18 protein-coding genes are annotated in these 21693 nt (G+C 39.0%); 13 read left to right on the top strand and 5 right to left on the bottom strand.

Annotated features, from left to right (window positions below):
* Positions 1–54 precede the first annotated feature (54 nt).
* The 3 genes from tig (at position 55) to clpX (ending at position 3596) form a co-directional block, all read left to right on the top strand.
* Positions 55–1392: a trigger factor gene (gene tig, locus MOMA_RS01830; RefSeq protein WP_152411749.1), complete on the top strand. Its 1338-nt coding sequence runs from the start codon at positions 55–57 to the stop codon at positions 1390–1392.
* Positions 1393–1582: 190 nt separating this feature from the next.
* Positions 1583–2224 (top strand): ATP-dependent Clp endopeptidase proteolytic subunit ClpP, encoded by a 642-nt coding sequence (gene clpP, locus MOMA_RS01825; protein ID WP_009766915.1) that lies wholly within the window; start codon positions 1583–1585, stop codon positions 2222–2224.
* Positions 2225–2309: 85 nt separating this feature from the next.
* Complete coding sequence (clpX, locus tag MOMA_RS01820) at positions 2310–3596, top strand: ATP-dependent protease ATP-binding subunit ClpX (RefSeq protein ID WP_009766914.1); 1287 nt, start codon at positions 2310–2312, stop codon at positions 3594–3596.
* Between the two features lie 105 nt (positions 3597–3701).
* Here the strand turns inward: clpX and hemA are convergent, their stop codons facing one another.
* Positions 3702–4997, bottom strand: coding sequence for a glutamyl-tRNA reductase (hemA, locus tag MOMA_RS01815; protein ID WP_009766913.1), 1296 nt, complete (start codon positions 4995–4997; stop codon positions 3702–3704).
* A gap of 246 nt (positions 4998–5243) precedes the next feature.
* Between hemA and MOMA_RS01810 the strand changes: the two genes are divergently transcribed.
* Positions 5244–7226, top strand: coding sequence for a tetratricopeptide repeat protein (locus MOMA_RS01810; RefSeq protein WP_009766912.1), 1983 nt, complete (start codon positions 5244–5246; stop codon positions 7224–7226).
* A 139-nt stretch (positions 7227–7365) separates the two neighbouring features.
* Entirely contained in the window at positions 7366–8025 is a 660-nt protein-coding gene (lolB, locus tag MOMA_RS01805; protein ID WP_009766911.1) for a lipoprotein insertase outer membrane protein LolB, read from the top strand.
* Positions 8026–8058: 33 nt separating this feature from the next.
* Here the strand turns inward: lolB and xerD are convergent, their stop codons facing one another.
* Positions 8059–9003 (bottom strand): site-specific tyrosine recombinase XerD, encoded by a 945-nt coding sequence (xerD, locus tag MOMA_RS01800; RefSeq protein ID WP_040624947.1) that lies wholly within the window; start codon positions 9001–9003, stop codon positions 8059–8061.
* A 57-nt stretch (positions 9004–9060) separates the two neighbouring features.
* Positions 9061–9789 (bottom strand): bifunctional 2-polyprenyl-6-hydroxyphenol methylase/3-demethylubiquinol 3-O-methyltransferase UbiG, encoded by a 729-nt coding sequence (gene ubiG / locus MOMA_RS01795; protein ID WP_009766909.1) that lies wholly within the window; start codon positions 9787–9789, stop codon positions 9061–9063.
* A 326-nt stretch (positions 9790–10115) separates the two neighbouring features.
* On the opposite strand from ubiG, the gene MOMA_RS01790 reads away from it, so the two are divergent.
* Positions 10116–10739 (top strand): thiol:disulfide interchange protein DsbA/DsbL, encoded by a 624-nt coding sequence (locus tag MOMA_RS01790; protein ID WP_009766908.1) that lies wholly within the window; start codon positions 10116–10118, stop codon positions 10737–10739.
* A 202-nt stretch (positions 10740–10941) separates the two neighbouring features.
* Here MOMA_RS01790 and MOMA_RS01785 read toward each other — a convergent pair whose 3' ends face one another.
* The gene (locus MOMA_RS01785; RefSeq protein WP_009766907.1) at positions 10942–12378 is read right to left on the bottom strand and encodes a phosphohexomutase domain-containing protein; all 1437 of its coding nucleotides are present in this window, start codon (positions 12376–12378) and stop codon (positions 10942–10944) included.
* A gap of 163 nt (positions 12379–12541) precedes the next feature.
* Between MOMA_RS01785 and MOMA_RS01780 the strand changes: the two genes are divergently transcribed.
* On the top strand, positions 12542–12985 hold the full coding sequence (locus MOMA_RS01780; RefSeq protein ID WP_009766906.1) for a hypothetical protein: 444 nt from the start codon (positions 12542–12544) through the stop codon (positions 12983–12985).
* Positions 12986–13105: 120 nt separating this feature from the next.
* On the opposite strand, the gene MOMA_RS01775 is transcribed toward MOMA_RS01780, so the two are convergent.
* Complete coding sequence (locus MOMA_RS01775) at positions 13106–14890, bottom strand: L-lactate permease (RefSeq protein ID WP_009766905.1); 1785 nt, start codon at positions 14888–14890, stop codon at positions 13106–13108.
* A gap of 423 nt (positions 14891–15313) precedes the next feature.
* Here MOMA_RS01775 and lldD point away from each other — a divergent pair, with 423 nt between their 5' ends.
* The 6 genes from lldD (at position 15314) to MOMA_RS01750 (ending at position 21665) form a co-directional block, all read left to right on the top strand.
* A complete protein-coding gene (gene lldD, locus MOMA_RS01770) occupies positions 15314–16468 on the top strand; it encodes an FMN-dependent L-lactate dehydrogenase LldD (protein WP_009766904.1) in 1155 nt (384 codons plus the stop codon).
* A gap of 154 nt (positions 16469–16622) precedes the next feature.
* Positions 16623–18182 (top strand): glutamate--cysteine ligase, encoded by a 1560-nt coding sequence (gene gshA / locus MOMA_RS01765; protein ID WP_009766903.1) that lies wholly within the window; start codon positions 16623–16625, stop codon positions 18180–18182.
* Positions 18183–18292: 110 nt separating this feature from the next.
* Entirely contained in the window at positions 18293–18838 is a 546-nt protein-coding gene (locus MOMA_RS01760; protein ID WP_009766902.1) for a disulfide bond formation protein B, read from the top strand.
* Between the two features lie 257 nt (positions 18839–19095).
* Complete coding sequence (locus MOMA_RS01755; RefSeq protein WP_227498081.1) at positions 19096–20574, top strand: hypothetical protein; 1479 nt, start codon at positions 19096–19098, stop codon at positions 20572–20574.
* 26 nt (positions 20575–20600) lie between these two features.
* Positions 20601–21287, top strand: a complete 687-nt coding sequence (locus MOMA_RS09950; RefSeq protein WP_227498080.1) for an ATP-binding protein — start codon at positions 20601–20603, stop codon at positions 21285–21287.
* Between the two features lie 18 nt (positions 21288–21305).
* Positions 21306–21665, top strand: a complete 360-nt coding sequence (locus MOMA_RS01750) for a response regulator transcription factor (RefSeq protein ID WP_009766901.1) — start codon at positions 21306–21308, stop codon at positions 21663–21665.
* Positions 21666–21693 lie beyond the last annotated feature (28 nt).

Below are 21693 nucleotides of genomic sequence, written 5' to 3'. Positions count from 1 at the left end.
GGCTAAAATCCGTGAACTTAATTCCAGTTTTAACCAGTTTTAAAAGGAAACGTAATCATGTCAGATTTACAAATCACCACCAACAAAACCTCGAATTTAGAAACCCAATTAACCGTAAAAGTGCCAGTGGCAACCATTCAAACACGTGTGGAAAAACGCATTGGACAAGTGGCAAAAACTGCCAAAATTGACGGTTTTCGTAAAGGCAAAGTGCCAGTTTCTCACATTCGTGCTCAATACGGAGCGGGCATTCAACAAGAGGTGATTAACGATGTCATTCGCGACACTGTGTTTGATGCCATTCGCGAAGAAAATATCCGTGCTGTTGGCATGCCAAACATTGATGATGTAAAATTAGAAAATGACTTTTTGGTTTATCAGGCAACGGTTGAAACTTTTCCTGAAGTAGAAATTCAAGGCTTGGACGATGTTGATGTTGAACGTCAAGTGGCAGTTGTTGATGACAAAGATGTTGATGTGATGATTGAAAACTTACAAAAACAACGCCAAACTTATGTTGCTAAAGACGGTGCAGTTGCAACAGGCGATCAAGTAAAATTTGATTTTGAGGGTTTGATTGACGGCGAAAAATTTGACGGCGGATCGGCTCAAGATTTTAGCCTTGTGATTGGCAGCGGCCGCATGATTCCAGGTTTTGAAGATGGCATTGTGGGTATGAAAGTAGGCGAGGAGAAAGTCATTGAGGCAACCTTCCCAGAAGATTACCAAGCGGACAATCTAAAAGGCAAACAAGCCCAATTTAAAATTAATCTAAAATCGGTAGAAGAGGCAAAATTACCTGAACTAAACGAAGAATTTTTTCAAGTGTTTGGGGTAAAAGAAGGTGGTCTTGACAAATTAAAAAGCGACGTTCGCAAAAATATGGAGCGTGAGATCAAAAATGCAGGGCGTTCTCAAATCAAAGAGGCAACTTTTAACGCTTTGCTTGAGAAAAATGAAATTGACATTCCGACATCTATGCTTGAACAAGAAATTGAACGCCAACGTAATTTGATGTTAAACCGTTTTGCTCAACAATTTGGAGCAAATCCAAATAACTTTAGCAAGGATATGTTGCCAAATGAGTTGTTTGAAGATCAAGCCTTGCGTTCAGCGCGTTTGGGCGTGTTGGTATCAAGTTTGATTGAAGCGAACAAACTGGAAGTTGACAAAGAGCGTGTTGCCAACTTTATCGCAGAAATGGCAGAAAATTACGAAGATCCAAAAGAAGTGATTGAGTATTACAGCAGTAATGCCCAAGAACGTGCCAACATTGAAGCGGTGGTATTAGAAGATCAAGTGGTTGAGTTTATTTTGGCGAAAGGCAAAGTTACAGACAAACAAGTGTCTTATCAGGATTTGTTAGCCGGTCAACAACAAAGCATGATGTAATTGCCCATGGATTGATTGTTTTTAATTAACAAATGCTTAATTAACACTTAATTAACACTTAGTTAATAAATGTTTCATGAGCAACTTTTTATATTTTGCAGTCGCCCTTATCCGTAAGGGCTTTTGCGTATTAATTTTATTGAAATAATATTGAAATAATATTGAAATATTGACAAAAATAGGAATGACTATGTTAGAGCAATTTTTAGACTCGCCTTTTGCAAACAGTCAAGTGAAAAACGCACTGGTGCCAATGGTGATTGAACAATCGGCTCGTGGAGAGCGTTCGTTTGATATTTATTCACGTTTGTTGCGTGAACGCGTGATTTTTTTGACTGCTGAAGTTGAAGATCATATGGCAAATTTGATCGTTGCTCAGTTGTTGTTTTTGGAAGCGGACAATCCTGAAAAGGACATTCATTTATACATCAATTCACCAGGTGGCGTGGTAACCGCTGGCATGGCTATTTATGACACCATGAATTTTATTAAGCCTGATGTATCAACGATTTGTTTGGGTCAAGCAGCGTCAATGGGAGCGTTTTTGTTGTCAGCGGGCACAAAAGGCAAGCGTTACGCTCTAAAAAATTCGCGTGTTATGATTCACCAACCGTTAGGTGGTTTTCGTGGACAAGCATCGGATATTGAAATTCATGCGCGTGAAATTTTGTATTTAAAAGAAAAACTCAACCGTCTGATCGCAGAGCACACAGGGCAAGATTACGAAAAAGTAGCAAAAGATACCGATCGTGATAACTTTTTGAGTGCTGATGCTGCTAAAGCGTACGGTTTGGTAGATGAAGTGTTGGACAAACGCCCAAAAACTGTATAATTTAGCTAAAAACAATATAACAGTATATAACAGTAACAGTAACAGTATATAACAGTATAAGAGAAAAATAACATAAGAGATACGCATGAAAGAAATTACCGAACCTTGTTGCTCGTTTTGTGGAAAAGCCAAACACGAAGTCAAAAAACTCATTTCGGGCGAAAATGCCAATATTTGCAATGAATGTATTGAAGTGTGCGAGGGTTTTATTGATGTTGATGATGACATTGACAGCCACGGTGAAGAGGCGGCTTCATATGAAAATTGGGCAAATCGTGAATTGCCAACTCCAAAACAAATCCGCGAACACCTAGATGAATATGTCATCGGGCAAGATCGAGCCAAAAAAACATTGGCAGTGGCTGTGTACAACCATTATAAACGCCTAAAAGTTGCCGACCAATTCCAAAATGAACCAAAGTTTGTCAAAACAGGCGCAGATGATGCGATGATTGAATTGTCAAAAAGCAATATTTTGCTCATTGGACCTACAGGTTCTGGTAAAACCTTGTTGGCTCAAACTTTGGCTCGTTTGATTGATGTGCCTTTTGCAATTGCCGATGCAACCACTTTGACCGAGGCAGGTTATGTTGGCGAAGATGTGGAAAACATCGTGTTAAAACTGCTACAGTCAGCCGATTATGACATTGAGAAAACCCAAAAAGGCATCATTTATATTGACGAAATTGACAAAATCAGCCGTAAAGGTGAAAATGTGTCAATTACGCGCGATGTTTCAGGTGAGGGCGTGCAGCAGGCCTTGTTAAAATTGATTGAGGGTACAATTACCAATGTGCCACCACAAGGAGGGCGTAAACACCCAAACCAAGAAATGATACAAGTAGATACCAGCAATATTTTGGTGATTTGTGGTGGTGCATTTGCAGGGCTTGATAAAGTCATTCAACAGCGCACCGAAAAAACAGGCATAGGTTTTAACGCTGATGTAAAAGCCAAAGACAGCAGCAAAAAAATTGGTGAATTGTTTAAACAAGTTGAGCCTGAAGATTTGATTAAATTTGGATTGATTCCTGAATTGATCGGACGTTTGCCTGTGGTTGCCACGCTTGAGGAATTGGACGAAGAATCGCTAATTCAGATCCTAACCGAACCGAAAAATGCCCTTGTCAAACAATACGAATATCTGTTTAATATGGAAAATGCCAAACTTGAGTTTAGTCAAGAAGCCTTAATTGCAATTGCCAAACAAGCACTTAAACGCAACACTGGGGCTAGAGGTTTGCGTTCTATTGTGGAAAATGCGTTGCTTGACACCATGTATGAGTTGCCCTCTATGACCGGACAAAAAACAGTGAAAATAGATGAAAGTGTGATTAACGACAATCAAACACCGCAGATTCAGTCATTGTAAACCTCAATCATTGTAAATCAATCATTGTAAATGGTTTAACACAAAGGTTTAAAATTAAGGCGAATAACGAATGGTTTTCGTCTTTTTTGTAATAAGCGTCTTAAATCATCGCTGGAATTTATTTGGACGAAATGCTTGGGTTAATTGTTGTGCAACAAAATTTGCTGTGTCGCTTGATTGTTCGCTTGCTACGGCTTTGAGCATTTTTGTTGGGGCGTGGGTTAATGTTTGAGTGAGTTTGTGGGTAAGTTCGGCCATCAATTCAGCAGGATTTTCACCCATTGCTAAGCGTTCTAGCGTTTGAGTGAGTAGGGTATCGGCTTGTTGTTTGCTTTGTTGTCGATAATGTTTGATTTCTTGACCGATTTCTTTTGCCAATAATTTGCGTTCAATGCTTGCCACTTGTTGACTGACGAGCAATTCTGCCTCTACCGCTGCCTGACGGCGTTGCTTTAAATTGCCTGCAATGACGTGTTGCAAATCATCAATGGAATATAAATACACATCGTCCAAATCACCCACGCTTGGTTCAATATCTCTTGGAACGGCCAAATCGATCATTAACATCGGCTGATGACGACGGATTTTTAAGGCATGGTTTACCATGTTTTTGTCAATCAATGCGTGTAAACTGCCACTACAGCTTGTGGTGATGTCTGCTTGTATTAACACTTCTGCCAACCGCTCAAGCCCTACTATTTCTACCAAGCGATCCGCGGTGCGTAGTTCATTGGCTAAAGTTTTGGCGTGTGCTGGTGTGCGATTGCAGATAATGATTTTTTTTATCCCAAGCCCTGCCAAATGAGTTGCCACCAAGCGATTCATCTCACCTGATGCCACCACAAGCAACGTGCTGTTGTGTGGTTTGTTAAAAATCTGGGTTACCAGTTTTGCCGATGCAAAACCAAGTGATACCGCTTGCGAACCGACTTTGGTTTCACTGCGTACTTGTTTGGTGGCTGCAAACACTTGTTGAATGATAAAACTTAATTGATTATTAACTGTTCCTAAACGTTGTGCCTGATTGACCGCTTGTTTCATTTGTCCTAAAATTTGTGGCTCGCCCAAAATCATAGAATCAAGTCCTGATGCAACACGCACCCAATGGGTTAATGCCAAATTATTTTCATAAATATACAGATGAGGGCGAATTTCTTCGCCATTTAATCCTTTAAATTTTGCCAGCCAATGCAACAATTGTTCGCTAAGATCGTCCAAGGCTTGATTGGGTTTTGCCAAAATATACAGTTCGGTGCGATTACAAGTAGACAAAATAACCGCGCCTGCACTCAATGCTCCAAGCGACTGCAATGCGATCGGTATATCGCTTCCAAATGCCAAACGCTCTCGCATAGCGACAGGGGCAATTTTGTGATTAAGACCAAGAACCAATAATTGCATAACAAGAGCCGACAGATGTTTGCCAAAAAAATATAAAAAATAATATAAAAAAGCAAAAAAACAGATAAAATTACAAAAAAGAAAAATCGCTATTATAACACAGTTAACACAGTTATTGATACTGTGCTGAACTTTCATTTTTTTGGCAATGTTTTGGTAAAATTAACACTTTTTCTATATTTTTTGTAACAAAGTTTGATTATAATAAGTTCATGTAATTTTTGATTTTAGATTGATATCATCGCTATGGCTGATTTTTTGTTACATTCTGATGTGGTTTTTTTTGCCAAGATGCCTGTTAAAAATAGCGTGCTTGTTACAAAAAAAGCACCTGTTAAAAAGCCTATAAAACAGCAACCGGTGCAACAATTGTCTCAAACAAAACAATCAAAACAAGCATTGAGAACCATTGGACGCTTGTCTGTTGTGGTGATGTTGTGTGTGTCAATGCCTTTTGTTGCTTTAAACAAAAGTTTTGCTGAAAACATCATTTATCAAAAACACCTTGACAATCAGTTAGTTTTAACCATTTATCAGCGTTTACAAGAGTCGGATTTTTCCAAGTTCCCCCAAAAATCATTTGTCAAAAAAACCAAACCCACCTCCATGCTTGATGCGTTGCTAAGCCAATATAAGCCCACACAAGCGTCAAATCAGCCAAGTTTATTGGCGGTGATAATGGCAGAATTCTCCGCCAATCGCCAAGATGTATCAACGGCACTACAATTGTATAAGCACGAGTCGCAAAAAGAAATCTCCGCCCCTGTGTTTGAACGAGCCTTGAGTTTGTCCTTAGAACATGAGTTGGCACCAGTGTCATTGCGTTTTGCCAATCGCTGGCAACAGGTGAATCCTGAACACATTCCTGCCTTATTTTATGTAACCCATTTGGCATTAAAAGCCCATAAATATGAACTGGCGGGTGAAAAATTAAACCAAATTTTAAAGCACGATCCCAATGCAGATTTAAGTCAAATTTTGGTGGGAATTTATCCAACCGATACAACCGATCAAGCACAATTGCTTAATATTTTACAAAATTTGGACACCAAAAATAACCCATCGTTATTGGTGATGAAAGCAGGCTTGTTGTTGCAATTTAACCAAAGCAGCCAAGCGTTAAGTGAAATTGATAAAGCCCTTGCCAAACAACCAAAAAACCCTGCGTTTTTGATCTTAAAAGCCGATATTTTGCAAGCGATACCATCAATGAATGATACGCCTAAGGTTGATAATGTCAATAAATTTATTACCAAAGCACGCAAAACCTTGCCAGACAACAAAAGTTTGTTTTTATACCAAACTCGTTATTTGATCAAACAAGGCAAAAACGATGTGGCTTGGCAATTGTTAAATGATAAAAAAAACGTGCTGTTTTTGGCAGATGATGAGATTAAACTTTTGGCAGGGCTTGTTGGTGTGGATAGTGAGCGTTATCAAGAAGCGGATAATTTGTTGTTGGCATTGACCCAAAGTTTAGGTTATAAGGATAGGGCTTATTATTACCTTGGAGTTAGTGCGGAACGTCAGTTAAATTTTGGTAGGGCAATTGAGTTTTATGGTAGAGTTATGCAACCTGATTTGGTATTGACCGCGCGCAAACGTCAGGTGGATTTGTTGGTAAGTGAGCGTCGTTATGATGATGCATCTGCCAGTATGCAACGCTTGCGCGAGCAGTTTGATGAATTTATACCGCAAAGCTATATCATGCAAGCTACGGTATTAAAACAGGCCAATAAATTGCCACAAGCCATTGCGTTATTGAATGAAGCCCAAAGGCAATTGCCTGACAATATGGATATTTTGTTTGCCAAAGTGCTGTTAATGCCTTATAGTACCGCTGACGAACAAGCCAAACGCTTAGATGTGCTACAAACCTTGCGTAGACTTGATCCTAATAATGTTGAATACCGTTTAGAATATGCACAAACTTTGGTAAATTTAAAACAAAATCCAACAGAAGTTGAAAACTTAATTACGCCCTTGGTGAATGATACGCAAGTGGGATTAAAGGTACGCCAAATTTTGGCACAACAAGCTCTGCACCAAGCGGACAATGCTCGGATTGTCGTGTTGTTGTCGGATAATTTTGACATTATTCCTGATGTGATTAGTGGGTTGTTATTGCAACAGGCCTATACCAATTTAGGCAATACGAATGAAGCCTTGCGTATTGAAAATGTGTTAAAAACGGAGCTGCATTATCCGCCGATGCCACAAAACTATTAGGTTAAAACTATTTGCTTAAGATAATTTGCTTAAGATAATTTGCTTAAGATAATTTGCTTAAGATAATTTGTCTAACTTAATTATTAGATGTTATTAAAAATTATTGTTAAAATTATTAAAATTGTTAAAGTGTGATTGTATGAAAAACCATCAAATTTTGTTTGCCTGTTTTGGCTTAAGTCTGTTAACCGCTTGTCAAAGCCAGCAACTGCTCAACAAACAAACCGTTAATAAGCAAATTGTCAACAACCAAGCAACTCCAGTTGCCAAAACCACCTATCCAGTACTTGATAGTTCGATGCCTGATTCTTCAATGTCTAAGCCAGTTGTGATCGAAAACCAAACCCCAAAAAATTTTCACATTAATGGTAAAATCGGCTTAACCACACCTACGCAAGCAGGCAGTGCGTTTTATGCATGGACTCAGAGAGCAAAAAACTTTGCAATAGAGCTGTCTGGTGTGTTAAATGCAGGGCAGACCAACATTACTTTTAACTCAAAAACTGCAACCCTTACCAACGCAACAGGTAAAATGACGGCGGACAATCCTGAAGAATTGTTGCAAAAAGCCACAGGTTGGCAAGCACCGATTTCACAGCTGTCTTATTGGGTAATGGGCGAGCCTGCACCCAGTGATAGCGAGCATCAAAGCGATGATTTTAACCGCTTGACTGTTGCAAAAAATGGCGAGTGGGTGGCAAATTTTTCTTACAAAAATACCGAAAATTTGCCAAATCGTGTAACCATGCATCACCCTGGTGGTTATAAAGTGGTGTTGACGATTAATCGTTTGGATTAGTTTATTCATATAACATTCAAGGTTTTAACAGTTTTAAGCCCTTGGGTGATGGTTTTGGTGCAATTGTTGTAAACGTGCTGTTGCAACGTGGGTGTAAATTTGGGTGGTAGACAAATCACTATGTCCAAGCAACATCTGTACACTGCGTAAATCCGCCCCATGATTGATTAAATGTGTTGCAAAAGCATGACGTAAGGTGTGTGGTGAAATTTCCTTATCAATGCCTGCTTGTTTGGCATAACGCTTAATCACATACCAAAAGTTTTGCCTTGTCATATAGCCTCCTTGTTGGGTTAAAAATACCGCTTGGCAACGGCTTGCTTGTCCGTTTTTTAGGTAGGTAAGCTGTGGACGAGCGTGGGTTAAATAAGCATTTAGCGTATCAATTGCTATTTCACCAAGTGGTATTAAGCGGATTTTGTCGCCTTTGCCACGAATTTGTAGCCAACCTGCGTTTAAATTTACCTCGTGCAATGCCAAATGAATAAGCTCCGATACGCGCAAACCGCAGGCGTATAAAACTTCTAACATAGCCAAATCACGCATGCCAAGTGCTGTGCTATCGTTTGGGGCGGCAAGTAGGGCGGTAACGTCATTTTCGGACAAATCTTTGGGTAAGTTACGCCGAATTTTGGGGGCTTTAATGCCATCGCAAGGGTTGTCGGTGCGTTGATTGCTGTGAATTTGCCATAAAAAAAACTGTTTTAAGGCGGATAAAGCACGAGCCTGACTGCGAGCGTTTTTGCCTGATTGTTGTAATTGGCTAAGGCAGGACAAAACATCATCACCATGCCATTGCGTGAGGGCTTTTGAGTTGGTGCGTTCGCAGGCGAGCAGATCCCTTAAGTAGGCATTGCGTGTGTTGGTAGTAAGCCCTCGTGCAAACAAAAATTGGCGAAACTTAGTCAAATATTGCGCTTCATCGTTAATTTGCAAGGCTTTGGCGGTGCGAGGCTGATTGGCTTTGGCTAAAGACATTTTGTGTTTGGTATAAGTTGTTGTTAAATTTATCAATTTTTTCATTGATCGAGGGTTTTATTTGGGTTTATAAACCGCCATCATATAATTGACATCAACATTTTGGGCAAGCCAATAACGTTTTGTCAATGGGTTGTAATGCAATCCAATCAAATCTTGACGCTTAAAACCACTGCGTTCAGCAAAACGATCAAGTTCAGCAGGGGTGATAAATTTGTTAAAATCGTGCGTGCCTTTATCAAGCAAACGCAACACATATTCAGCACCGATAATTGCAAACAGATACGATTTAAAATTGCGATTAATTGTAGACATTATCAACACGCCACCAGGTTTTAACAGGGCAAAACACGCATCGATAATAGATTTAGGGTTTGGAACGTGTTCTAGCATTTCCATGCAAGTTACCACATCAAACTGTGCTGCGTGAGTTTTTGCCAAATCTTCTACCGCTGTACATTGAAAGTCAATGACTTGATGGGTTTTTTTGGCATGAAATCTGGCAGCTTGGATATTTTCTTCACCCAAATCAATTCCCATAACTTGTGCTCCGCGTTCTGCCATAGCGTGCGACAAAATTCCGCCACCACAACCAACATCGAGCACTTTTTTGGCAGATAAATCTGAATTGTGCTGCAATTTTGTTTGTTCTTCAACCCAGTTTAAACGAAGCGGATTGATATCATGCAGGGTAGCAAACGCCCCATTTTTATCCCACCATTCATTGGCAAGGGCGGTAAATTTACCAATTTCGTGAAAGTCAGCGTTGTTGTGGGTTTGTGTCATGATTTTTCCTAAAAATAAGCGAATTTGGCTTTTATTTTAACAAAATTTTAGCAAAAAAACCTTAACAAAATCAGGTTTTTAATATTTAAGTTTTTAATATTATTAAGTAAAAATATTATTAAGTAAAAATATTATTAAGTAAAAATGATTTTTATTTTAGTAAAATTTATCAAAATCTTGCCAAATTTTTACCTTTATGTAGTTTTTTTTAGCACTTGTCAAAATTCACTACACCGAAAAATAAAAAAATGCTAAGATAGTGGTATCTTAAGCTTATTTTGCATGCGTTTTTTAATTTTAACTTATATAAATTTAAAGGTATTGTTATGAAAAAACTTGCTATGACCGCGTTGGTCGCGGGTATTGCGTTTAGTGGAATGTCTGTTTGGGCGGCGGATTTTGTGGCAGGTAAAGATTATCAAGAGCTTGCCAATCCTGAAAAAATCGAAGGCAACAAAATCATTGTGCGTGAGTTTTTTTGGTATGGCTGTCCGCATTGTTACAACCTTGAGCCGTACATGCAAAAATGGGCAAAAACCAAGCCCTCTGATGTGGTATTTATGCAAACGCCTGCAGCCATGAATCCAGTTTGGGAACAAAACGCCCGCGGTTTTTATACCGCCCAATTGATGGGAATTCAGCATAAAACCCACCAGGCAATGTTTGATGCGTTACAAAAAGATCGCCAAAAACTGTACGATCAGGCATCAATTGGCAAATGGTATGAAGCACAAGGGGCGGATTTGAACAAGTTTAACAGTTTGTACAATTCATTTGCAGTTAACACAAAAATTGCTCGTGCACAAGATGCAGCAAAACGCTATCAAATATCAGGCGTGCCTGCTGTGGTGGTTGATGGCAAATATGTGGTTTCGGGCGAAGATGATAAAGTTACCCAAGTGGTTGATTTTCTTGTGAAAAAATCTCGCAGTGAGCGTGGTGGCAAGTAATTGTTGTGATAATTAATTTAATTTAATTTAATTTAATTTAATTTAATTTAATTTAAGTAATTTAATTTAAGTAATTTAATTAATCATTGTTTGCAGTGTTTGTAATGATTGCCTGTAAATTTAGCCAAAAACCGTTAATTGCATGATAATTAGCGGTTTTTGGTTTTAAAATCATCAAAACAAATCATCAAAATAAGCGAAATTAATGATCGGCCCTCACCCCACCATTGTCAATAATCCATTGGCAAATTGCTTGAGTTTTTTCATCTAGCAGTTTTTTGTCGCCAATTGTTTCAATGTTTAAACGCACAAGTGGCTCGGTGTTGGACGCACGTATATTAAACCGCCAGTTGTCAAAATCCAAGGACAAACCGTCAATTTCGTTGAGACTTGCATTTTCGCCAAACAAATCTCGGTTTTGTTTTAATTTTGCCAAAAGTTCAGGGGCGGTGATGGTGTTTAATTTAAAGTTAATTTCTCCTGAAATTGGAAAATTATCGATCATTTCATCTACAAGTTCGGAGAGTTTTTTGCCTGATTTTGCCAACAATTCGACCACCAACAACCAGGTAATCATGCCACTATCGCAGTAGTTAAAATCGCGAAAATAATGGTGTGCTGACATTTCACCGCCGTAAATTGCCCGAGCATCGCGCATGACCTCTTTGATAAATGAATGCCCTGATTGGCTCATGACTGCCACGCCACCACAGGTTTTGATGATATGCTCCGTGTTTAAAATGGTGCGCGGATCGTATACGATGCCAGAATTTGGCTCTTTGTCCAAAAATGCCTTGGCAAGCACACCGACCAAATACGCACCCTCGATAAAACGTGCGTTTTCATCAAAGAAAAAACAACGATCAAAATCACCGTCAAACGCAACTGCCAAATCCGCGTTTTGTTGTCGAATCAAATCCATGGTTGGGGTGCGATTGGCGATAATCATCGGGTTTGGAATGCCATTTGGAAAATTGCCATCTGGTTCATGGTGCAATTTGATAAATTGTAAACTTGTGTTGGTCAAACGCTCGATCAACAAATCCAACACGGGACCTGCACTGCCATTGCCTGCATTGACGATAATTTTTAACGGTTTATCAAGCGACAGGTTACGTATGTCAATATAACTCATCAGATGATCAATGTAGGCGGTTTTATCTGTATTTAATGTATAGTTGCCACGCTTGGGGCTATTAAATTCACCGCTTTCAGCCAAACGTTGAATGTCAGCCAGGCCTGTTTGGGAGCTGATTGGTTTTGAGTGTTCACGCACAAGTTTCATGCCGTTAAAATCAATCGGATTGTGGCTTGCGGTAATTTCAATGCCGCCCATTGCCTTGTAGTAACTGGTATAAAAATAAACTTCTTCTGTGCCTGTCATACCTAGATCAATGACATTAACGCCACTGTCTAAAATGCCATCAAGGGCAGATTTTTTTAGAGCTACACTGCTGTGGCGAATGTCTGCACCAATGACAATTGTAGCACTGACATCGCTGGGTTTTGTGGCTAATAAATATTGTCCAAACCCCCGACCGATACGGTAGGCAATGGTGTTGTCAAGGTTAACATTAAGCTTGCCACGAATATCGTAGGCTTTAAAACAGGTGATATCGATCGGTGAAAAATTTGACATAAAGTTACTCCGTATTTAGTCATGATAAAAGGCGGTAATTATGATAAAGGCGTGCCTGAATGCCAAATATAGGCAATTGCGTGGATTTGTTTATATTTGTATTATATAAAAAATTGGGCTAAAATAAAACGTTTAATACACACTAAGCCACTGAGGTTTTCTTATGATTGACAACGATGAGCAACAAAACCAATCTAACAAAAACAGCAAATCCTTGCAAGAGCAATTTGATCAGGCATTTGACCGACAAAATTTAAGCGACAAAGAAAAAGACGAGCTAGAAAAGGTGTTGGCAAAAATCCGTGAAAAAATCGGCGATGAGGTAGAAAATGCCAAATTAAAAGTGCGTGTGGTTAATATGAATCAAGTGCAAAACATGTACAAACGCTTAGGGAGGGCTAGTAATTTTTACTATATTGGTGCGGTGTTGTGTTTGGTGGTTGCTTTGTATTTTGTGCAACAAGGCAAACAAATCTTACCTGGCTTGTTTGGGCTTATTATGTTGTTTAATGTGGCAATGAGTTTGTACTCATATCGAGCGATTGTGCGTATTGAACGGTTTATGAAAATTGTGCGACAACAAACCAAACGCAAATTTAAACAATAACGTAAACTTAAACAATAACGTAAACTTAAACAGTCATAAAAACTGGTTTCACCCACAAATCCACCCACAAAAAAAGTAGCCCTTAAGCTACTTTTTTATTTTTAACGATTAAGACGAGGTTTAATCTATTGTGCTTATGCTTTTTTGTTCAACATTGACTTGTTTGCTTAGCATTGACATACCGCCAAAGAATACCAGTGGCCAAACAACAGCAGCAATAAACCATACCGGATTAAAAATAAACGCCATGCCAATTAAACCTGCTTGCACCACATAATAAGTCATGCTAATCAAAGTCATGCGAATGACCGCACCTTCACGGTTAATCAAGCCAACAACCGCCGCCGCTGAAATCACATTATGTACCGACACCATATTACCGGCTGCACCGCCAACGGCTTGTAGTGCAACCACTTTACTTGCCAGTGCTGCATCTAAACCAATTTGACCTGCAGTTGACCATTGAAAATAGGCGAACATCATGTTACTTACGGTGTTAGATCCTGCAATAAACGCTCCCAGTGCACCAATGCTTGATGCAAATAATGGCCAACTGTCTCCAAAAGCACCTGCTGCACTTTGGGCTAACAACATTGGCATTGCAGGTAAGACATTGACCGCATCAGGTGCTGACCCTGAATTGATGAAAACTTGCACCATTGGAATTGAGAATAAAAGTGCAGGGGCGGCAGCCAAAATGGTTTTGGCAGATACGCTAACACTGCGTTTAATTTGAGAGGCTTGCATGCCAAAAATCACGATACAAATTGCTGATGTGATCAATAACACACTGGCAGGTGAATATAGCAAGGCTTCTTTGTGGCTAATGGTTGTGCCAAATAAATTGGCAAATTTAATGGTTACGGCATCTGAATTTAACAAGCCTTTTAGTCCAATTGATGGTACGCGTGTAACAATTAACAATACAATGACAATTAAGTAAGGTGAAAAAGAGCGCAATAAATTAAATTTTGGTGCAACATTTTCATCGTGGGTTTCATGTTGTAATTCACCCATCCAGTTGCTTTGCCATTTGGATTGTTCTGGAAAATCAAAAATGTTTTTTGGTTGTAAAAAGCCAGCTTTGGCTGCAGGCACAACAATTGCCAAACCAATAAAACCACCAACCAATGACGGAAATTCTGGGCCTAGGAATTTTGCTACCAAAAAGTAAGGAATGGTAAAGGCAAGTCCTGCGAAAATTGCAAAGGGAGCAACTTCAAAACCTTGTTTAAATGAACGTTTTTCACCAAAGAAACGCGTTAAAAAACAGCACAATAACAATGGAATTAAAAAGCCGACAATTGCATGGAACATACCCACGTTGGCAGTTGTCTGTAAAATATAATCATCAAGTGTGTTCGGTGCGATACTGGCAAGTATGTCTTCTTTGCCATCTAAACCTGTTTTGACACCAATCAATAGAGGCGTACCTACTGCTCCGTATGATACAGGCGTGGATTGAATGATAAGCATGGCCATAACTGATGCCATTGCAGGAAAACCTAAGGCAAATAATAGCGGTGCACCAACTGCTGACGGCGTACCCCAGCCCGATGCCCCTTCGATCAAGCTACCAAACAGCCATGCTACGATAATCACCTGAATACGACGGTCAGGGGAAATATCCATAAAGCCTTTGCGGATTGACATAATTGCTCCGCTTTCTTTGACGGTATTGAGCAGTAAAATTGCACTAAATACGATAAACAATACCGAAATAGCCGTAATAACGCCTTTGGTGGTGGCGGCAAGTACTTGATTAATGTCTGCATGCCACACAAAAATTGCAAGCCCTGCGGTAACGGCATAAGTTACTGCCATCGCTATTTTGGCAGGCAGGCGCATGATGACAAGCAGCACCAGCACGATTAAAATTGGCAATAACGCCAAAAAGGTAAACATAGGAAACGCTCCTTGTTGTTAATTGTTTGATTTTGATTTTGGTTTTTATTTTTCTTGTATCAAAAAATAAAAAGTAGGACTTTTTGTATTTTTCTGTTAATTTGTTAAAAATTATCTGTTGTTGTTAAAGTTTTTTAACACAAAATAACAGAAATGTCTAAATCATACTACATTTTTAGGATAGTATTCAATATTTTATGATGGAAAAAATCGCTGTTTTTGTGAAAAATTTTTAATTAGACAACTTTTTGTCAACTTTTGTTTGTTTTGTTGGGTTTTTTAAAAAAATTTAGCAAAATTATACTTTTTTTTGAGTTTTTTAATGTGTATTTTGTTAGAATATGACAATTTTTTAAAATTACAACAATTGTTAAGGTTTTGAGTTTTTAGGCTTGAATCTTGAACTTGAAATAAGGCGTTATTATGATTATTGCATCAGGAAATGATTACCGTGAAGCGGCTCGTCGTCGTTTGCCACGTTTTTTGTTTGATTATATTGATGGTGGGGCGTATGCTGAATACACACTTAAGCGCAATGTCGCGGATTTGTCCGAGGTTGCGTTGCGTCAGCGTGTGTTAAAAGACATGAGTAAACTTGATTTGTCCACTGAAATTTTTGGTGAAAAACTGTCTATGCCACTTGCCTTGTCGCCTGTTGGTTTGACGGGAATGTATGCTCGCCGTGGTGAAGTACAAGCCGCTCGTGCCGCTGACAAAAAAGGCATTCCTTTTACCTTGTCTACGGTTTCGGTTTGTCCGATCGAAGAAGTTGTGCCTGCAATTAATCGCCCTATGTGGTTTCAGCTGTATGTTCTAAAAGATCGTGGTTTTATGCAAAATGTGCTAGAACGTGCCAAGGCACAAGGTTGTACCACGCTTGTTTTTACCGTGGATATGCCAGTTCCGGGGGCAAGATACCGTGATATGCATTCAGGTATGAGTGGCCCTAATGCTGCTATGCGCCGTTATTTGCAGGCAATGACACACCCACATTGGGCTTATAATGTTGGTCTTATGGGCAAGCCACACGATTTAGGCAATATCTCCAAATATTTTGGCAAGGCGATTGGACTTGAAGATTATATGGGCTATTTGGGTGAAAATTTTGATCCGTCTATTTCGTGGAAAGATTTGCAATGGATTCGTGATTTTTGGGATGGGCCGATGGTGATTAAAGGCATTTTAGATCCTAAAGACGCCAAAGATGCGGTAAGTTTTGGAGCAGATGGTATCGTTGTGTCAAACCACGGTGGGCGTCAGTTAGACGGCGTGTTATCTACAGTGCGTGCTTTGCCATCTATTGCCGATGCGGTCAAAGGCGATCTTAAAATCTTAGTGGATTCTGGTGTTCGTAATGGTTTAGATGTGGTGCGCATGCTTGCGTTGGGTGCTGATTTGTGTATGCTTGGGCGTGCGTTTGTGTATGCATTGGCTGCCGAAGGCGAGGCGGGGGTAACCAATGTGTTAAATTTAATAGAAAAAGAAATGAAAGTTGCGATGACGTTGACCAGTTCGCAGTCTATTAAAGAAATTAACCGTGAATGTTTGGTAGATTTTAACCAAATTGAATCCTCTTAACCTGTATTTGTAATGTATTTGGTGTTTAAAAACCCAATGCGTGTGCGTTGGGTTTTGTTTTGCCCCCATCTTTTTTGCGTTTACCAATCATCACTATTTATTTTTAGCAATTGTTGTATAATGTTGCTATTTTTAGTCGGTTTTAGGAATAGCCATGACAATTTCTGCTTTTCATGCACCACCTCCACAATGGCTTACCAGTGAGCATTTAACAGGCATGCTTCGTGGTATCGAAAAAGAAGGTTTGCGCATGAATCCACAAGGTTACATTGCAAGCTCACCACACCCACATGCATTGGGATCAAAATTAACCCACCCGTTTATCACCACAGATTATGCCGAAAGCCTATTGGAGTTGATTACACAACCACAAGACAGTCCAAAAAAAGCCCTAAGCATGCTCCGTGATTTGCACATTGTGGTACAGCAGTCGCTACAAAATGATGAGTTGTTTTGGCCGCTTTCTATGCCGTGTATGTTATCGGATAACGACGATGAGATTGTGCTTGCAGATTATGGCACATCAAACATTGGCAAACTTAAAACCTTATACCGCCATGGTTTAGGAATTCGTTACGGCCGGAGAATGCAGACGATTGCAGGCTTGCATTATAATTTGTCATTTGGCGATGAATTATTTAAGCAGTGGCAAGTGGCTCAAAAAAACCAACAGTCATTGACTGAGTTTAAAAATGATAAATATTTGGCATTGATTCGTAATTTTAAACGTTTAAGCGGTTTGGTGTTGTATTTGTTTGGAGCCAGTCCAAGCGTGTGCAAATGTTTTTTGACAAGAAGAAAACATCATTTGCAAGCCTTAAATGATTCTACGTATTATTTGCCAAATGCCACTTCGTTGCGTATGGGAAAATTGGGCTATCAAAACAGTGTGCAAGACGATTTGGACATTCGTTACAATAATTTGTTTGAATACATTCAAGGTTTACGCCAAGCGATTCATACACCAAACGCCAGTTTTAAAGCCTTAGGCGTGGATAATAAAAACGGCACGCCCATTCAAATTAACGACCATGTTTTACAGATTGAAAATGAATATTACAGCCCAATCCGTCCAAAACAAGTTACCAAATCAGGCGAAAATCCAAGCGATGCATTAGCCAATCGAGGCATTGCTTACATTGAATTTAGAGCCATTGATCTTGATCCGTATAGCGATATTGGCATTCGTTTATCCACTGCGTGTTTTATGGAAATTTTGGCCTTGTATTGTTTGATAAATGAAAGCCCAGAATTGCTCCCTGCAGAAGAACAGCTTATCAGTCAAAACCAAGAAAAAATCGTCAATCAAGGGCGTGATGTTGCTTTAACCATTCAGACCAACACTGGCAAAATGCAATTTGGCGACTGGATTAGCAGTCATTTAACCGCAATGTTGCCACTTGCTAGGCTTTTGGACGGCGTATATGGCAATAACGATTATCGCAACGCTTTGACCTTGATGCTTGGCAAAGCCCAAAATCCTAATTTTACCTTGTCGGCACAAGTTTTGCATGATACTGAACATTATGGCAGTGCATGGAAATTTGGCAAAGCCTTGGCCAAACAACACGCAAAATTGTTACGAAGCCAAAGTTTGGGTTGTGAAAAAACGGACTATTATCAGCAACTTGCCAAAAAATCACAACACCAACAAACCGAGCTTGAGCAACAAGACACCTTAAGTTTTTATGAATTTGTACAGCAGTATCGTTAAAGCTACTATTACTTAGACTTGCTTAAAATTTTGCTTAAAAAATTTATGAAAGATTTTTATGCAAAAATACACAAACTCAAACAACATTTAACAAAACTGTAAAGACTGTTATGAAACAACTTGGTTTTTTGCATTGTATCTTTTATTATACCTTTAGTCATCGCGGTATCTTAGTTTTGCTTGTGCTTGGCAGTATTGTGGGTATGGTGTTTGCTTATTATTTGCAAAAAGTGGTGGGGCTTGATCCGTGTCCGTTGTGTGTTTTTCAGCGTATCGGTTTGATTGGTATGGGGAGTTTTGCATTTTTATCCTTGATCACTCAACTGCAAAAACGCTGGGCAAAATTAACCTTAATGATTTTGGCCCTGCTTAGTATTTTGTGGTCAGTCGGTGTGGCAAGTTGGCATATTTGGCTACAAAACTTGCCACCTAGTGAAGCCCCTGCGTGTGGACCAGGTTTAAACTACTGGATAGATACGCTACCCATTACCCAAGTTTTCAAAGAAGTGTTTACAGGTTCGGGTGAATGTGCTTTGATTGATTGGACATTTTTGGGGTTTAGTTTGCCACAGTTGTCGCTGCTGTTTTTTAGTGTGTTGGCTTTATTGGTGATGTTGAATATTTACATTTTATTACAAAAAAATACCAAGCTGTAATTTTTTGTCAAATGCCACTTCTTTAAAGATCTTGAACTGTTTTTGTTAAAAAATAATTATTTTATTCTTTTTTATTGTTAACATTATGTATCTTTGCATTCTTTTTGTGTTAAAATACAGATGTTTATATGAAAAAAATTAACGATTCTAAGTTTTTACATAATTTATTGTTATATAAATAATTTATTGTTATTATTATGGTTTATTATACGGATTTCGTTAATTTATTCTTGGTATCGTCTTAAAGGAAACACATTATGGCGTCAGGTGTTTTAAAAAAATCGGCTCAATCTACGAGACCAAATACAGATTCGGCTGTGAAAGGTCGTTATCGTGATTTGGTCATTTCACTGGCTGTATTTGTTACATTATTGTCTGGGATATTGATTTATACGGTTTATGGTTCTGTACAGTTGCAGAAAAATACGGCACTGATTGCCACTACGAATAATCTTGCCAATAATGTACAGCAGGTAATTAAAGATTTGTTTGACATGCAGGTAAGTTATGGTGAAGACATTAACTCACCTCACGTTAAAACCGTATTGGAGCGTTTGGACAAAAAAGTAGTCGTTATTAACAATACTTTGACTGCGTTAGAAACTGGAGGTCAAGCACTGGTTAATGATGATGGGCTTGAGACAGGTAATTTGCCTGTGATTAACGATCCAAAACTGATTGAATCATTGACTGAAACCCGTCAAAACTGGGACGAATTAGAACCAAAAATTAAAAATTATTTGTCTGTTGCCAAAGATATTGGTGAAGATTCAGCAACCCCTCTTCAAATTGCAGGTGAGCAGGCAAAAATTTCAACCCTTGCAATTAATGCCGCCTTACAAGATCTAACAACCGAAGCCTTTCACACCAGTGAACAGCAAACCGAACAAATTAACGCCATTCGTTCGATTGCAGTTGTTGCCGCAGGGATTTATTTCTTCTTCTTTATTGCGTTTTTTATTCGTCGTTTGCGTAAATCGGACGAAGATGCTTTATTGGCACAAAAAGAAACCGCCGAAATTATGCAAAACGTGAATATGGGCTTGTTTTTGTTAAATAAAGACATGAGCATCGGTAACCAATATTCTGCTGAACTTAGCAATATTATGGGTAAAAACACACACATTGCAGGCGAAAACTTAACCAAATTGCTTAGAAATAAAATTTCAGATAAAGACATTGATACCACTGAAGGTTTTGTAAAACAGTTGTACAATCCGCGGGTAAAAGAAAAATTGGTAGATGACTTAAATCCGCTAAAAAAAGTGATGTTACACGCAGATGAAAACAGTGCCTCAAAGTCAAACCGCTATTTGGACTTTAAATTTTCACGCGTTTATGCTGGTAAAGAAATTGAAAAAATCTTGGTAAACGTTCAAGATGTAACCCAACAAGTGCGATTAGAACAACGCCTTGAGCATGAACGTGCCCAAAACGATTTACAAATTGAGATGTTAACCACGATTTTGAATGTAAGTCCAGCTTTGATTAACGACTTTATTGGCAATACCAAAGCCAATATTGTCAAAATTAATGATATCTTAAAAGTCTCAGGCAGCAGCCAATCAGAACTTGAGGATAAATTGACTCGCATGTACCGTATCATGCACAGTTTAAAAGGCGAGGCTTCTGCGTTAAAATTGCACAGTTTTACCAACATTGCCCAAAATTTGAAGAAAAACTTAAAGGGCTACAAAACCAAGGGCGTTTATCGGGCAATGACTTTTTACCGTTAACCATTCATCTTGATGAATTGTTAAACTTGTCAAATACCATTGAGGTATTGGGTCGTCGTATTAATCAAAATGCCAACAGCTTAAAACTGGGTGCAACACCAACAGCTGATGAAGCAGTGGCCAATCCAAAAACACCAGAACCTGCCCCTGTGTCAGGATTAAATGAATTTTACCAACAATTTGCTGATAATATTGCCATTCGCCAACAAAAGCAAGTGCAACTAAGAGCGTCAGGCTTGGATAAAACTCAATTGCCCCACCAAATAGAAAGCACGCTAAAAGAAATTATTATCCAATTGGTGCGTAACTCGGTAGTACACGGCATTGAAAGTCCTGAAAAACGCGTACAAATGGGCAAAGCGGCTGTCGGTAATATTCAGCTAAGTTTGTTGGATTTGGCAGAGTCGTATAAACTTACCATTGAAGATGATGGTGCAGGTATTAACTATGAGGCGATACGCCAAAAAGCGATTAACATGGGCTTTCAGCCTGAAGATGTTGCGACTTGGAGTCGACAAAAACTAACAAGTCTGTTGTTTAAATCAGGTTTTAGTACCCAAGATACGGCAGATGAAGATGCAGGACGTGGTGTTGGTTTGGATATCATTAAAGACAATGTACAGCAGTTACAAGGTACTTTAGGCGTTGATACCAAAGAAAACCAGTATACTCGCTTTACAATTAAAATTCCAAAAAAACCAAACGCTGAATAATTTTTTAAGGAAAACTTTATGTACCGTTTAATGATTGTTGACGATTCAAATATTATCCGAAATCGTATCCAACGTATCTATAATTCTGACCAATTTACGCTTGTCGCGACAGCAAGCAATGGGGCAGAAGCAATTGAAAAATTTGACACTCACAGTCCAGATGTGGTTACCATGGATTTAACCATGCCACAGATGGACGGTTTAGAGTGTATTGAAAAACTGGTTACTAAAAATCCTGATGTGCGCATTTTGGTTGTGTCCGCCCTATCGGACAAAGCAACGGGCATTCAAGCGTTGGAATTGGGAGCAAGTGGCTTTTTGTGTAAACCGTTTTCTGAAGAAGAATTAGCCGAAGCTTTAGCTGAACTGGTCAGTTGATTTTTGATAAAATAGACTAAATAAGAGA

The sequence above is a fragment of the Moraxella macacae 0408225 genome, assembly GCF_000320365.1.
In the GTDB taxonomy this organism is placed as follows: domain Bacteria; phylum Pseudomonadota; class Gammaproteobacteria; order Pseudomonadales; family Moraxellaceae; genus Faucicola; species Faucicola macacae.
The sequence above is the reverse complement of the archived record's forward strand: the minus strand, read 5'-3'. Positions and strand labels throughout refer to the sequence as shown.